This window comes from Phenylobacterium sp., assembly GCF_030654915.1.
Classification (GTDB): Bacteria; Pseudomonadota; Alphaproteobacteria; order Caulobacterales; family Caulobacteraceae; genus Phenylobacterium.
Genome location: NZ_JAURWM010000033.1, coordinates 1 through 11,986, shown reverse-complemented (window position 1 = coordinate 11,986; position 11,986 = coordinate 1). Strand labels below are relative to the sequence as shown.

The window sequence follows — 11,986 nt, the reverse complement described above, 5'->3', positions numbered from 1 at the left end:
ACGTTCCACTCAGACGCCGCCGCCGTGTCGCCGCCGGTGAATTCCTTGATCAGGTTCGGCAGCACCGGGATCATGATCCCGAACGAGATCGCGTTGATGACCGCCGCGGCGAAGATGAACCGGAACGCACCGGTCCATTGCTTAGCCTCGGCGCCCGCGCTCTCCGGCGCTTTAGGACGATCGGTCATTGTTCGAACTCCAGCAGAATCGGCGTGTGAATCACCACGGCTCGCGGACCGAGGTTACGCCGAGGTGTCGCGATATGATGTCAGCAGGGTGCGCCACCACTCAGCCAAACGCATGAGCAGCGCCTGGTCGGGGAAACCGTGACGCGCGGCGCTGCCCAAGGGCACCTGATCGAAGCCGCGATGCTCGACGCTGACCCGTGTCTCGCCATCGCCCACGGCCTCGAAGCAGACCTCGACCTCGGTATGAAGATCGAGAGGGAAGTTCGCCTGTCGCCAGGAGAAGACCAAACGCGAGGGCGGCTCCCAGGCGGTGATCTGGCCGATCTCGAAGACCTTCCCGCTCGCCAGGGTTTCGGTCAGCCGGCCGCCCTCCCCGGGCTCGAAGGCCAGAACGCCGGGCGCACGGGGCGTGGTCTGGAACAGGCCGCTTGGCCGCCACCAGGCGCCAATCTCCTGCACGAAGGCGTCGAAGGCGCGCTCGCGCGGCGCCTTCACCCGCAGCGCCACATAGACCTTCGAGGTCACGGCGCGCGCTCGACATGGGCCTTGAAGGCCAGCAGTTGTTCGGACCAGAGGCGCTCGCTTTCCTCCAGCCAGCGCAGGAGATGCACCATGGGTTCGGGCCTCAGGGCGTAGATGCGCACGCGCGCATCGAACGACGGATGGGATTCCTCCACCAAGCCGCTTTCGCGCAAGGCGCGTAGATGGCGGCTCATGGTCGGCGGCGACAGCCCGAGTTCCCGCGCCAATTCCCCGGCTGGACGCGGGCGCTTGGCCAACAGGTCCACGACCTGACGGCGGTAAGGATCAGCCAGCGCCGCCAAGGTCGTGTCGATCTGGGCGCTCGCGCCGCTCATAGCCAGCCGGTGATCTTCAGACCGCTGGCGGCCTCGGCTTCCTCACGGCTGACCGTCTTGACGGTCTGGGACACCGTCCAGATGTGCCCTTCCGGATCGCGGCACCGATAGGTCCGGTCGCCGTAGAACTGCGTTTCCGGCGCGGCGTCGATTACAGCTCCAGCCGCCTTCGCTCGTTCGAAGTGCGCGTCGATATCGCTCTCGATCTCGATGCTGACGGTCTGGGTGTTCTTGCCACCGACGGAACGCGGGCTCTTGTGGTCGGCGCTCCATTCCTGGCCGATCATTACGTAGCCATTGCCGAAGGCCATCTGCGAGTGGACGAGATTGCCCTGCGCGTCCTCCAGCAACATCGAAAGCTCAAAGCCAAAGGCCTTCTCCAGCCAAGCCAGGGCGGCCTTGGGATCTTGGTAGAACAGGGCCGAACGGAACCCGGCGGTCATGGTCGCCTCTCCTCTAGGTTTCAATGCTGTGGCCAGTGGCCGCCGCCATCTCATCGACGGACAACGCCTGGACGGTCTGGCCAAACGACCAGGGATGATCTTCAAGATCGCGGCAAGTGAAGACCCGGTCGCCATAGGGCTGGGTCGCCGGCTCGCGCTCGATGGTCGCGCCGACGGCTCGCGCCTGCTCGCATCGCGCGTCGAGCCCGTCTTCAAGCTGGATATGTACCGACTGGGTCGAGCGACCGCCGAACGCCGCCGGGCTCACCGCCTGGCCGCTCGGGGGACCGACCACCATGATATAGCCGTCGCCGAGGGTGAGTTCGGAATGGATCACCCCGCCCTGCCCGTCATCGACGATCAGCCGGGTCTCGAAGCCAAAGGCGGTTTCCAGCCAGCTGATCGCCGCCCGAGGATCGCGATACCAGAGCAGCGGACCAATCGTGGGGAGTTTTGCTCGCTCGCTCATCTCAATCTCCTTTCGGCAGGGAGGTCGCCACCTTCAGGCCGCTCGCGGCGGTCATGTCCTCCAACGAGGCGATCTGGCCTTCTTGGCTAAAGTTCCAGACGTGGCCCTCGGGATCGAGCGCGCGATAGGTCCGCGCACCGTAGAACTGGTTTTCCGGCTCCTGGGTGATGACGGCGCCCGCCGCCCTGGCCCGTTCGCAATGAGCGTCGAGGCCGCCTGGCAGGTCGAGCCGCATGAACTGGGTGCCGATCCCCTCCAGCGAGGCGGGGCTGCGCATTCGCGCGCCGCCGAGTTGCAGTCCCTCCCACTCTCCGCCGATCCCGATGTTGCAGTTGCGGAAGGTCATCTCCGCATGACCGACTTTGCCGTCGGCGTCGGTGAGCAGGAGGCTGGTCTCGAACCCAAACGCAGCCTCCAGCCAATGCAGGGCGGCCATGGGGTCGCGGTAGAACGCGACGGGGGTGACGGCTGACTTCGGATCGCTCACGGCATGTTCTCCCGAAGAACTATTATTGCAATAATATGCAATAGTTTTTTCTTTTGGCAACTATGTTTCGGCTCAGCGCGACAGCGCGGCATCCACCAGGGTCGCCCCACCGTCATTCGGTTCGGGAGCCAAGCCCAGAAGTCTCGCCAGCAATGGATAGACATCGACATTGTCGGTCAGCGGCGTCGCCCGACCCCGCGCGAAGGCGGGTCCATGGCCGATAAAGATCGCCGCCATCTCCGGTGAATAGGGATCGAAGCCGTGGTTCCCGCCCTTCGGCGGGCGCTTCGCGCGCGTTGTGATCACCCAGCCGGTTTCCGGCAGGCAGAAGATCGGCGCGACCCGGCGATGGGCCCCGAAATGGTATCGCGCCGGGATCTCGCCCTTGCGCCAGCAGGTGACGTGGGGGCGCCGCACCAACAGGGCCGCTTCGGCTTCCGCTTCCCGCCCAGGCGCCGGGTAGTAGGTCATGAAGGCGCCCAGGGCGAGCGGCTTACCGAGATCCGCTGACGCCAGGTTTTCGATATAGATCACCCGATCAGACGCCACCGCGGCCATGCCGTGGTCGGACACGATCACCAGGTTGGCCTTGAGCCCCCGGGCCTTCAGCCCCTCGGTCAGCCGGCCGATCGCCGCGTCGGTCCGCCCAGCGGCCTCGGCGACCTGCGTCGAATCTGGGCCATGGTAGTGGCCGGCGGTGTCGACCTCGTCGAAGTAGAGGGTGATCAACCGCGGCCGCGTCGCCGCTGGCTCATCCAGCCAAGCCAAGACCTGGTCCGTGCGGGCCGTGGCCGGCATGGATTGCTTGAACGGGAGCCAACGGCTTGGCCTCACCCCCTGGATGGCCGCCTCCGATCCGGGCCAGAACATCGTGGCTGACCGTATCCCGGCGCGCTCGGCGCTCACCCAGATCGGCGTGCCGTCGTTCCACCAGCGGGCGTCCCTCGCCGCGGCCTTGTTGGATAAGGAAAAGGCGACATCCGGGATCTCCGGGTCGATCATGTTGTTGTCGACGATCCCGTGACGGTCCGGTCGGAGGCCGGTCACCAGACTGTAGTGGTTCGGGAAGGTCTTGGTCGGAAACGACGGCCGGATGGCCCCGTGCGCGCCCTCCGCCGCCAGACGCGACAGATTGGGCGTGACGCCCCGGTCGAGATAGTCGGCGCGGAAACCGTCGATGGAGATCAGCACCACCACGGGGCGCTCGCCCCCGCCCGCGAGCTGCGGCTTAGCTAGCGGTGACGCGCAGCTGGCGAGCACCAGGCCGCTCGCCAAGACCGCGCAGATATTTCGGACAAGACTCATGACAGCCAAGCTAGCCGCCTGACGTGACGACTACCTATCGCGCAAAGCAAAAGCCCCGGACGTTTCCGTCCGGGGCTTTAAAACTGCTTTGGCAGGCTAGCCTATTCGTCGCCGAACGCGCTGGCCTGGACCGGACCGGAGTCCTTGCCCTTTTCCGACGGATCGCGATCGACGAGTTCGATCACGGCCAGCGGGGCGTTGTCGCCGTAGCGGAAGCCGGCCTTCAGGACGCGGATATAGCCGCCCTGACGGTCTTGATAGCGCGGACCCAGAACGGCGAAGAGCTTGCCGACCTGAGCCACGTCGCGGACTTGGCTGATGGCTTGACGACGAGCGTGGAGATCGCCGCGCTTGGCGAGCGTGATCAGCTTCTCGACGACGGGACGCAGTTCCTTCGCCTTCGGCAGGGTGGTCACGATTTGCTCGTGCTTGATCAGGCTCGCAGCCATGTTCGCGAACATCGCGGTGCGGTGGGCGGTCGTACGACCCAGTTTGCGGTGGGCTTTACCGTGACGCATCTTGTATCTCCTGGGCCGTTTGGCCCACTGCACGTTCCCGATGTACGGGACTGTGTCTTTGCCTAACCAAGTCCCAGCCTCATCCCGCCTGGGTCAACACGAAGCGCCGGGACCCTCCACCGCGGTTGCGGTCTCCTAGGGCCCATGCCGCCGAGGCGGCACGGAGTCGGCGCGGGGAGCACGCTAGGCGGAAGTGTCCCCGCCGCCCGCACGTGCTCCAACTTTCAAGTTCCAAATCCGCGAACGCAGATCTGGCGGCGTCCTACATCTGGTCGTCGAACTTTTTGGCGAGTTCTTCGATGTTCTCGGGCGGCCAATTCGGGACGTCCATGCCGAGGTGAAGGTTCATGCCCGCGAGCACTTCCTTGATCTCGTTGAGCGACTTGCGGCCGAAGTTCGGGGTACGGAGCATCTCCGCCTCGGTCTTCTGGATCAGGTCGCCGATATAGACGATGTTGTCGTTCTTCAGGCAGTTCGCCGAACGGACCGAGAGCTCGAGCTCGTCGACCTTCTTCAGCAGCGCCGGGTTGAACGGCAGTTCCGGCTTGGCTTCGCCTTCAACCTTCTTCTTCGGCTCTTCGAAGGTGATGAAGATTTGTAGCTGGTCTTGCAGGATGCGGGCGGCGAAAGCCACCGCGTCCACCGGCGAGATAGCGCCGTTGGTTTCCACTTCCATGATCAGCTTATCGTAATCGAGGCTTTGACCCTGACGGGTCGGCTCGACGCGATAGGCCACGCGCTTGACTGGCGAGAACAGGCTGTCGACGGCGATGAGGCCGATCGGAGCATCTTCCGGACGGTTCTGATCGGCCGGGACGTAGCCCTTGCCGTTATTGACCGTGAACTCCATGCGCACGGTGGCGCCATCGTCCAGCGTGCAGAGCACGTGGTCAGGGTTCAAGATCTCGATGTCGGACGGCACTTCGATCTGGCCGGCGGTCACGGTGCCGGGACCAGAGGCCTTCAACGTCATGCGCTTGGGGCCTTCGGAGTGCAGGCGCAGCGCCAGTTGCTTGATGTTCAGGACGATGTCGACGACATCTTCACGAACGCCTTCAAGCGACGAAAACTCGTGCACCACGCCGTCGATTTGAACGGCGGTGACGGCCGCGCCTTGCAGCGACGACAGGAGAACACGACGGAGGCTGTTGCCCAGCGTCACGCCGAAGCCGCGTTCGAGAGGTTCGGCTACCAGACGCGCCTTGCGGTTCGCGTCAGTTCCGGTCTCGATCAGCGGCTTCTCGGGACGGATGAGCTCGTTCCAGTTTCTTTCGATCACGTAGAGATGTCCCTCGAAACGCAGGATCGCCGGACGCGAAATCGCGGTCCGGCGCGTGGGGAGTGCGGTACTTCGGTACTTAGACGCGCCGACGCTTGGGCGGCCGGCAACCGTTATGCGGAATGGGGGTCACGTCGCGGATGGTCGTGATGGTCATACCAACGGACTGGAGAGCGCGCAGCGCCGATTCACGGCCCGAACCCGGACCCGACACGTTCACTTCCAGCGTCTTAACGCCATGCTCAGCCGCCTTCTTGCCGGCGTCTTCAGCCGCCATCTGGGCGGCGTAAGGCGTCGATTTCCGGGAGCCCTTGAAGCCCATCATGCCGGCCGACGACCAGGAAATCGTGTTCCCTTGCGCGTCCGTGATGGTGATCATGGTGTTGTTGAACGAGGCGTTCACGTGCGCCACGCCCGAGGTGATGTTCTTACGTTCGCGACGTTTAACGCGCGCCGGTTCCTTGGCCATCGCTAAGCTCTCTTACTTCTTCTTGCCGGCGATCGGCTTAGCCGGGCCCTTGCGGGTACGGGCGTTGGTGTGAGTGCGCTGACCGCGGACCGGAAGGCCCTTACGGTGACGCAGGCCGCGATAGCAGGCCAGGTCCATGAGGCGCTTGATGTTGACCGCGGTCTCGCGACGCAGATCGCCCTCGACCGTATGGTCTTGGTCGATAGCTTCACGGATCTGCAGAACTTCAGCGTCGGACAGCTGATTGACGCGACGAGCGTCTTCAATGCCAACCTTGCTGACGATCTGCTTGGCTTTCGCCTGCCCGATGCCATGGATATACTGAAGCGCGATCACGACGCGCTTGTTAGTCGGAATGTTGACGCCAGCAATACGGGCCACGCGTAGAATCTCCTAGTCACGCAGAGAAGCGCGAACGGCGCCCCGGCCCAGAGTCCCATATGGGAAGGCCGGCACGTCCTTCGCGCCCTTTCGCGGAAGCGCACCGTTATAGGGAACGATGTGATTCCGTCAATGGAGCAATCGCAGGAATTTAAACCTTTTACAGGCTTCCTGCGACGGCTAGGGCGGGTTTGTCTAACGGCGAAGGGCTTCTAGAGCCCCGTCGATGCCGGCGGACACGTCTTCGATCGAACCCATACCATCCACTTCAACCAGTTTCTCTTGGTTTTCGTAGTAGGGCAGCAGCGGCGCGGTCTGGTCGTTGTAGGCCGAGAGCCTCACTTTGAAGCTTTCGGGATTGTCATCGGGGCGGCCCGATTCGGCGAAACGGCCGGCCACCCGCTTGAGGAGCTGCTCGTCGTCCACCTTCAGGCGGACCACTAGATCGATTCGCGATCCGCGTTGCTCCAGCATTAGATCCAGAGCCTTGGCCTGAGCCAGGGTCCTGGGAAACCCATCAAAGATCGCTCCGCCAGCGGCGTCAGCCTCCGGCAGGCGCTCTTCGATCAGCGCGATAACGATCTCGTCGGTGACCAGCTCGCCGCGCTGCATGACGCCTTCGACCTTCTTCCCAAGCTCAGAGCCCGAGGCGATCGCGGCGCGCAGCATGTCTCCGGTGGAGAGCTGGACCATCTTGCGGTTCTCGACCAAACGCTTGGCCTGAGTTCCCTTGCCCGCCGCAGGCGGGCCGAACAGGATCAAATTCATGTCTTAAATGTCCCCTCCCCGGCCATCCCCAATGGCCGGCCTAAATCGACGTCCTAGCGTGCACGTCCCCCGCGCAGCTTGGATTTCTTGATCAGCCCCTCGTACTGGTGGGCCAGGAGATGCGACTGGATTTGAGTCACGGTGTCCATGGTCACACTCACCACGATCAGGATCGAGGTGCCGCCCAGATAGAACGGCGCCTTGAAGTAGCCGATCAGCATCTCAGGCATGAGGCAGACCAGGGTGATGTACGCCGCGCCGATCACCGTCAGACGGGTCAGCACATAGTCCAGGTACTCCGCCGTGCGCTTGCCAGGCCGGATGCCAGGCAGGAACCCGCCGTACTTGCGCAGATTCTCCGCGGTATCGTCGGGGTTGAACACGACCGAGGTGTAGAAGAAGCAGAAGAAGATGATCAGGGCGGCGTAGAGCACCATGAACGCCGGCTGACCATGCTGCAGCAGGCCGACAGCGCCAGGCAACCACTGCGCCCAGGCCGGAAGCTCGGCCGTCGCGAGGAAGCCCATCGCGGTCGTCGGCAGCAAGAGCAGCGACGAGGCGAAGATCGGCGGGATAACGCCGGCGGTGTTGATCTTCAGCGGCAGAAACGAGGTGTCGCCGCCGAACATCCGATTGCCTTGCTGGCGCTTCGGATACTGCACCAGCAACCGGCGCTGCGAGCGCTCCATGAAGACGATCGCGAAGACGACGGCGATGGCCAGGACGATGATCGCGAACATCGCAAAGCCCGACAACGAGCCCGTCCGGGTCATTGTGAACATCTGCCAGATGCCCTTGGGCAGCACGGCGACGATACCGGCGAAGATAATCAAGGAGACGCCGTTGCCGACACCGCGGCTGGTGATCTGCTCGCCCAGCCACATCAGCAGCAGCGTGCCGCCGGTCAAGGTGACGACCGTCGAGGCCAAGAAGAAGATGCCGGGGTTCAACACCAGGCCGGGGCTGGATTGCAGGCCGGTGGCGATGGCGAAGGATTGGAACAGCGCCAGAATAACGGTCAGATAGCGGGTGTACTGGTTGAGGGTCTTGCGGCCCGCCTCCCCGCCTTCCTTTCGCAGTTTCTCCCAAGGCGGATAAACCGTCCCAAGCAGCTGCACGATGATCGACGCCGAAATGTAGGGCATCACGTTCAGAGAGAAGATCGCCATCCGTTCGACAGCGCCCCCCGAGAACATGTTGAACATGCCCAGGATCCCCTGCGCCTGGCCGCTGAAGGCTTGGGCGAAGGCTTGCGGGTCGATGCCCGGGATCGGGATATAGGTCCCGAGCCGGTACGCGATGAGCGCCATCAGGGTGAACCCGATGCGCTTGTGCAGCTCCGTCGCCTTTTGGAAGGCGCCGAAGTTCATATTAGCTGCTAGCTGTTCGGCGGCCGAAGCCATTTAGAACCCCAGACTGTAAGACCGGCCACACATAGGGTGTCCGCCTTGCGCTGTCATCCGGTCCCTCCCCTGCTTTCCCCGGCCAAGGCCGGGGATCCGTTAGGAATGCGGGTGGTCGCTGACCTGAAAGAAACCGGATGGTCAGCTCTAAGTCCCAGCTTGCGCCGGGATGGGCGTATTACTCAGCCGCGTCTGCGACGACGACGACCGGCGCGGTCGTCGTGACCTTGCCGCCAGCCTTTTCAACAGCGGCCTTGGCCGCGGTCGACGTCGAATAGACGGTGATGTCGATCTTGGTGGTCAGTTCGCCCTTGCCGAGCAGCCGCACGCCGTCCTTTTCACGACGCACGACACCGGCGGCGACCAGAACCTTGCCGTCGATCGGCTTCGTCGCGTCGAGCTTGCCGGCGGCGATCGCCTGCTCAAGACGCCTCAGGTGCACTTCGGCTAATTCCTTGGCGAAGGGATTGTTGAAGCCGCGCTTCGGCATACGCATGTGCAGCGGCATCTGGCCGCCTTCGAAGCCGGCGATGGCGACGCCCGAACGGGCCTTTTGACCCTTGACGCCGCGGCCGGCGGTCTTGCCCTTGCCCGAACCCGGGCCACGCGCGTCGCGCATGCGGTTATTCTTTGCACCGGGAGCCGGAGAGTGTTCGTTAAGCTTAGTCATGTGACGCCTCTCCTTGGAGATCTATCGCCGGAGCATTCGCTCCGACTCGGCTAAAATTGAAACTTGGTCGCCGAAACGACCGAAGAGGCGACGCTTTTGGCGCCGCCTCTCCTAAACGTCCAGTCGAAAAGGCTTAGCCTTCGACGACTTCCAGCAGATGCTTGACCTTGTCGATCATCCCGCGAACCGACGGGGTGTCTTCAAGGGTCGAAACACGGCCCATCTTGTTCAGACCAAGACCGGCGAGCGTAGCACGCTGGTCCTTGGTGCGCCGGATGGGGCTACCCGTTTGGCGAACAGTCACCGTAGCCATAGATCACTCTCCGTCAGCAGCGGCCGCGGCGGCGCCATCGGCCTTACGGCCCAGGACGTCGGCGACCTTCTTGCCGCGCTTGGCGGCGACTTGACGCGGCGAAGACTGAGCCTTCAGCGCTTCAAAGGTCGCACGCACCATGTTGTAGGGGTTCGACGAGCCGACCGACTTGCCGACGACGTCTTGAACGCCGAGGGTTTCGAGGACCGCGCGCATCGGACCGCCGGCGATGACGCCGGTGCCCGGAGGCGCCGAGCGGACCATCACCTTGCCAGCGCCCCAACGGCCATTGCCATCGTGGTGCAGGGTGCGGCTCTCGCGGAGCGGCACGCGGATCATGGTCTTCTTGGCTTCTTCGGTCGCCTTACGGATGGCTTCCGGCACTTCACGCGCCTTGCCATGACCGAAGCCGACACGGCCCTTTTGGTCACCGACCACCATGAGAGCGGCGAACGAGAAACGACGTCCACCCTTCACGGTCGCGGCGACGCGGTTGATATGGACCAACTTCTCGACGATGTCGGAATCGGCGCGATCGTCGGCTTGGTTGCCGCGGTTGCGGTCCCGGCGATTGTCGCCGCCACCGCCACGTTGTTCGTTTCCACGAGCCATCAGCGTACCCCTAGAAGTTCAGGCCGGCTTCGCGCGCGGCGTCGGCCAGCGCTTTCACGCGGCCGTGATAGATGTAGCCGCCACGGTCGAAGACGACGTCTTTGACGCCCTTCTCGATCGCACGTTGAGCGACAAGCGCGCCGATGCGAGCAGCGGCGTCCTTGTCCGAGCCCTTGGCTGCCTTTTCGCCCTCTTCGAGGGTGGAGGCGGAGGCCAGGGTCACGCCGCGTTCATCATCGATGATCTGGGCGTAGATGTTCTTCGACGAGCGGAAGACCGACAGACGCGGCCGACCATTCGCCACCGACCGCAGGCGGATGCGCGTGCGCTCAGCGCGGCGCTTGGCGGTGTCACGGGGTTTAAGAGCCATGGCCTACTTCTTCTTGCCTTCCTTGCGGCGAACCTTTTCGCCGGCATAGCGAACGCCCTTGCCCTTATAGGGCTCCGGCGGACGCAGGCGACGGATCTGCGAAGCGATCTCGCCGACGACCTGCTTATCGATGCCCGAGATCTTGATCTCGGTCTGCTTCGGCACGGCGAAGGTGATGCCGGCGGGAGCCGGCACATCCACGTCGTGGCTGAAGCCCAGCTGCATGGAGAGCGCATTGCCCTTCATCGCCGCGCGATAGCCGACGCCGACCAGTTCGAGGGTCTTCTCAAAGCCGGAGGTGACACCTTCGACCATGTTGGCGACCAGCGTACGCGACAGACCCCACATGGCTTGCGCCCGGGTGTTGTCGACACGCTTCGTCAGGAGGAGCTCAGCGCCCTCCTGCTTGACTTCGATCTCTTCAGCCACAGTCCAAGCGAGTTGCCCCTTGGGGCCCTTCACCGTGACCGTTTGGCCTTCGATCGTCACCGTCACACCCGAAGGGACGGCGACTGCCTTCTTTCCGATCCGCGACATCTTAGTAGACCCGCAAGAGGACTTCGCCGCCCACGTTCGCGTCACGCGCGGCCGTGTCCGACATGACGCCCTTCGGCGTCGACAGGATCGAGATCCCCAGGCCGTTCTTGATCGGCTTCAGGTCCTTGATCGACGAATAGACGCGACGGCCTGGCTTCGACACGCGGCGGATCTCAACGATCACCGGCTGGTTGTCGAAGTACTTCAGCTCGATCTCGAACTCCGGGAAAGCGCCCGGCTTCTGAACGAGTTGATAACCGCGGATGTAGCCTTCCTCGGCGAGCACATCGAGGACGCGCGCGCGCATCTTCGAGGCCGGCGTGGAAACCTTCGAACGGCCGCGGGTGGCGGCGTTCTTGATGCGGGCGATCATATCGCCAACGGGGTCGTTCACCATGAGACCCTCCTCACCAGCTCGACTTGACGAGGCCAGGAATCTGGCCACTGGAACCCAGGTCGCGCAGGGCGATCCGGCTCATCCTAAGCTTCCGATAGTACGCGCGCGGACGGCCCGTGACTTCGCACCGATTACGGATGCGGGTCTTGGACGAGTTGCGCGGCAGTTCGGCGAGCTTCAGCCGGGCTTCGAAGCGTTCTTCGAGCGGCAAGCTCTCATCGTTGGCGATCGCCTTGAGTTCTTCGCGCTTGCCAGCGAATTGCTTCACCAGCTTGCGGACCATCTCATTACGATTGACGGCGCTTTTCTTGGCCATTTTCTCTTTCCTTCCCGCCGCTTACGCTTGAACGAACGGGAACTGGAATTCCTTGAGAAGCGCGCGCGCTTCGTCGTCGGTCTTCGCAGTCGTGGCGACGATGATGTCCATGCCCCACATTTGATCGATTTGGTCGTAGTTGATCTCCGGGAACACGATGTGTTCCTTCAGACCCATGGCGTAGTTGCCACGACCGTCGAACGA

The 11,986-nt window shown here is 63.5% G+C and carries 19 protein-coding genes and 2 pseudogenes; all 21 read right to left on the bottom strand.

The features are described from left to right. Nucleotides 1-188: pseudogene (locus Q7T84_RS01265) on the bottom strand (hypothetical protein); the annotation flags it as partial. Between the two features lie 54 nt (nucleotides 189-242). Beyond that, nucleotides 243-713: an SRPBCC family protein gene (locus Q7T84_RS01260; RefSeq protein WP_304805754.1), complete on the bottom strand. Its 471-nt coding sequence runs from the start codon at nucleotides 711-713 to the stop codon at nucleotides 243-245. Beyond that, a complete protein-coding gene (locus Q7T84_RS01255) occupies nucleotides 710-1,045 on the bottom strand; it encodes a helix-turn-helix transcriptional regulator (protein WP_304805752.1) in 336 nt (111 codons plus the stop codon). Before Q7T84_RS01255 ends, Q7T84_RS01260 begins: the two co-directional genes overlap by 4 nt. After that, a complete protein-coding gene (locus tag Q7T84_RS01250) occupies nucleotides 1,042-1,488 on the bottom strand; it encodes a VOC family protein (protein WP_304805751.1) in 447 nt (148 codons plus the stop codon). The genes Q7T84_RS01255 and Q7T84_RS01250 overlap by 4 nt, the downstream gene beginning before the upstream one ends. Nucleotides 1,489-1,501: 13 nt before the next feature. After that, complete coding sequence (locus Q7T84_RS01245) at nucleotides 1,502-1,957, bottom strand: VOC family protein (protein ID WP_304805750.1); 456 nt, start codon at nucleotides 1,955-1,957, stop codon at nucleotides 1,502-1,504. A 1-nt stretch (nucleotide 1,958) separates the two neighbouring features. Beyond that, entirely contained in the window at nucleotides 1,959-2,444 is a 486-nt protein-coding gene (locus Q7T84_RS01240; RefSeq protein WP_304805748.1) for a VOC family protein, read from the bottom strand. Between the two features lie 72 nt (nucleotides 2,445-2,516). Then, nucleotides 2,517-3,749, bottom strand: coding sequence for an ectonucleotide pyrophosphatase/phosphodiesterase (locus tag Q7T84_RS01235; RefSeq protein WP_304805747.1), 1,233 nt, complete (start codon nucleotides 3,747-3,749; stop codon nucleotides 2,517-2,519). Nucleotides 3,750-3,850: 101 nt separating this feature from the next. Beyond that, nucleotides 3,851-4,267, bottom strand: a complete 417-nt coding sequence (rplQ, locus tag Q7T84_RS01230) for a 50S ribosomal protein L17 (RefSeq protein ID WP_304805746.1) — start codon at nucleotides 4,265-4,267, stop codon at nucleotides 3,851-3,853. Nucleotides 4,268-4,529: 262 nt separating this feature from the next. Continuing rightward, entirely contained in the window at nucleotides 4,530-5,546 is a 1,017-nt protein-coding gene (locus Q7T84_RS01225) for a DNA-directed RNA polymerase subunit alpha (protein ID WP_304805745.1), read from the bottom strand. Between the two features lie 79 nt (nucleotides 5,547-5,625). Next, nucleotides 5,626-6,015 (bottom strand): 30S ribosomal protein S11, encoded by a 390-nt coding sequence (gene rpsK, locus Q7T84_RS01220; protein ID WP_056730086.1) that lies wholly within the window; start codon nucleotides 6,013-6,015, stop codon nucleotides 5,626-5,628. Between the two features lie 12 nt (nucleotides 6,016-6,027). Further along, nucleotides 6,028-6,396, bottom strand: a complete 369-nt coding sequence (gene rpsM / locus Q7T84_RS01215) for a 30S ribosomal protein S13 (RefSeq protein ID WP_304805743.1) — start codon at nucleotides 6,394-6,396, stop codon at nucleotides 6,028-6,030. Between the two features lie 195 nt (nucleotides 6,397-6,591). Then, on the bottom strand, nucleotides 6,592-7,164 hold the full coding sequence (locus Q7T84_RS01210; protein ID WP_304805742.1) for an adenylate kinase: 573 nt from the start codon (nucleotides 7,162-7,164) through the stop codon (nucleotides 6,592-6,594). Between the two features lie 53 nt (nucleotides 7,165-7,217). Continuing rightward, on the bottom strand, nucleotides 7,218-8,567 hold the full coding sequence (gene secY, locus Q7T84_RS01205; RefSeq protein ID WP_304805741.1) for a preprotein translocase subunit SecY: 1,350 nt from the start codon (nucleotides 8,565-8,567) through the stop codon (nucleotides 7,218-7,220). Nucleotides 8,568-8,745: 178 nt separating this feature from the next. After that, nucleotides 8,746-9,237, bottom strand: a complete 492-nt coding sequence (gene rplO / locus Q7T84_RS01200; protein ID WP_304805739.1) for a 50S ribosomal protein L15 — start codon at nucleotides 9,235-9,237, stop codon at nucleotides 8,746-8,748. Between the two features lie 133 nt (nucleotides 9,238-9,370). Next, nucleotides 9,371-9,550 (bottom strand): 50S ribosomal protein L30, encoded by a 180-nt coding sequence (rpmD, locus tag Q7T84_RS01195; RefSeq protein WP_304805738.1) that lies wholly within the window; start codon nucleotides 9,548-9,550, stop codon nucleotides 9,371-9,373. Between the two features lie 3 nt (nucleotides 9,551-9,553). After that, entirely contained in the window at nucleotides 9,554-10,162 is a 609-nt protein-coding gene (gene rpsE / locus Q7T84_RS01190) for a 30S ribosomal protein S5 (RefSeq protein WP_304805737.1), read from the bottom strand. Between the two features lie 10 nt (nucleotides 10,163-10,172). Next, on the bottom strand, nucleotides 10,173-10,532 hold the full coding sequence (rplR, locus tag Q7T84_RS01185; RefSeq protein WP_304805736.1) for a 50S ribosomal protein L18: 360 nt from the start codon (nucleotides 10,530-10,532) through the stop codon (nucleotides 10,173-10,175). Between the two features lie 3 nt (nucleotides 10,533-10,535). After that, nucleotides 10,536-11,069 (bottom strand): 50S ribosomal protein L6, encoded by a 534-nt coding sequence (gene rplF, locus Q7T84_RS01180; protein ID WP_304805735.1) that lies wholly within the window; start codon nucleotides 11,067-11,069, stop codon nucleotides 10,536-10,538. Between the two features lies 1 nt (nucleotide 11,070). Beyond that, complete coding sequence (rpsH, locus tag Q7T84_RS01175) at nucleotides 11,071-11,466, bottom strand: 30S ribosomal protein S8 (RefSeq protein WP_056730067.1); 396 nt, start codon at nucleotides 11,464-11,466, stop codon at nucleotides 11,071-11,073. A 10-nt stretch (nucleotides 11,467-11,476) separates the two neighbouring features. Then, nucleotides 11,477-11,782, bottom strand: a complete 306-nt coding sequence (rpsN, locus tag Q7T84_RS01170) for a 30S ribosomal protein S14 (RefSeq protein WP_056730066.1) — start codon at nucleotides 11,780-11,782, stop codon at nucleotides 11,477-11,479. A gap of 21 nt (nucleotides 11,783-11,803) precedes the next feature. Beyond that, nucleotides 11,804-11,986: pseudogene (locus tag Q7T84_RS01165) on the bottom strand (50S ribosomal protein L5); the annotation flags it as partial.

Bases quoted from the DNA above. Each gene is read 5' to 3' on its own strand.
- Q7T84_RS01255 (WP_304805752.1), bottom strand. From the start codon at position 1,045: ATGAGCGGCGCGAGCGCCCAGATCGACACGACCTTGGCGGCGCTGGCT.
- Q7T84_RS01250 (WP_304805751.1), bottom strand. From the start codon at position 1,488: ATGACCGCCGGGTTCCGTTCGGCCCTGTTCTACCAAGATCCCAAGGCC.
- Q7T84_RS01245 (WP_304805750.1), bottom strand. From the start codon at position 1,957: ATGAGCGAGCGAGCAAAACTCCCCACGATTGGTCCGCTGCTCTGGTAT.
- Q7T84_RS01235 (WP_304805747.1), bottom strand. From the start codon at position 3,749: ATGAGTCTTGTCCGAAATATCTGCGCGGTCTTGGCGAGCGGCCTGGTG.
- rplQ (WP_304805746.1), bottom strand. From the start codon at position 4,267: ATGCGTCACGGTAAAGCCCACCGCAAACTGGGTCGTACGACCGCCCAC.
- rpsK (WP_056730086.1), bottom strand. From the start codon at position 6,015: ATGGCCAAGGAACCGGCGCGCGTTAAACGTCGCGAACGTAAGAACATC.
- Q7T84_RS01210 (WP_304805742.1), bottom strand. From the start codon at position 7,164: ATGAATTTGATCCTGTTCGGCCCGCCTGCGGCGGGCAAGGGAACTCAG.
- secY (WP_304805741.1), bottom strand. From the start codon at position 8,567: ATGGCTTCGGCCGCCGAACAGCTAGCAGCTAATATGAACTTCGGCGCC.
- rplO (WP_304805739.1), bottom strand. From the start codon at position 9,237: ATGACTAAGCTTAACGAACACTCTCCGGCTCCCGGTGCAAAGAATAAC.
- rpmD (WP_304805738.1), bottom strand. From the start codon at position 9,550: ATGGCTACGGTGACTGTTCGCCAAACGGGTAGCCCCATCCGGCGCACC.
- rpsE (WP_304805737.1), bottom strand. From the start codon at position 10,162: ATGGCTCGTGGAAACGAACAACGTGGCGGTGGCGGCGACAATCGCCGG.
- rplR (WP_304805736.1), bottom strand. From the start codon at position 10,532: ATGGCTCTTAAACCCCGTGACACCGCCAAGCGCCGCGCTGAGCGCACG.
- rplF (WP_304805735.1), bottom strand. From the start codon at position 11,069: ATGTCGCGGATCGGAAAGAAGGCAGTCGCCGTCCCTTCGGGTGTGACG.
- rpsH (WP_056730067.1), bottom strand. From the start codon at position 11,466: ATGGTGAACGACCCCGTTGGCGATATGATCGCCCGCATCAAGAACGCC.
- rpsN (WP_056730066.1), bottom strand. From the start codon at position 11,782: ATGGCCAAGAAAAGCGCCGTCAATCGTAATGAGATGGTCCGCAAGCTG.